At 63.9% G+C, this 263-nt stretch carries 1 protein-coding gene; it reads right to left on the bottom strand.

Annotation, left to right across the window (positions count from 1 at the left end; genetic code table 11):
- Positions 1–263 (bottom strand): immunoglobulin-like domain-containing protein (locus tag Q8X48_RS30020; RefSeq protein ID WP_407802829.1); only part of this gene is annotated, 263 nt, incomplete at both ends.

The raw sequence follows: 263 nt of genomic DNA on the forward strand, positions 1-263 counted from the left end.
TCGCGGTCAGGGTCACCGTGGTGGTGTCGTTGACGTCGTTGACCGTGGTTTCCACCGGGGTCTTGATTGGGTTGATCGCTTCCAGGTTGCCGCCGTCGGCCGATTTAATCGACTCGGTCACGGTGGTCGGACCGGTGTAGACGTCGTTGCCCACGCTGACCGGCAGGCTACCGGAGCTCTGGCCTTCGGCGATGGTGATGACCTTGCCGCTGTCCAGGGTCACGGTGACTGGACCGTTCTGCGCGGTAACCGGGGCACCGTTC

The sequence above is a fragment of the Pseudomonas sp. QLc11A genome (genome assembly GCF_052112305.1).
In the GTDB taxonomy this organism is placed as follows: domain Bacteria; phylum Pseudomonadota; class Gammaproteobacteria; order Pseudomonadales; family Pseudomonadaceae; genus Aquipseudomonas; species Aquipseudomonas laurylsulfatiphila.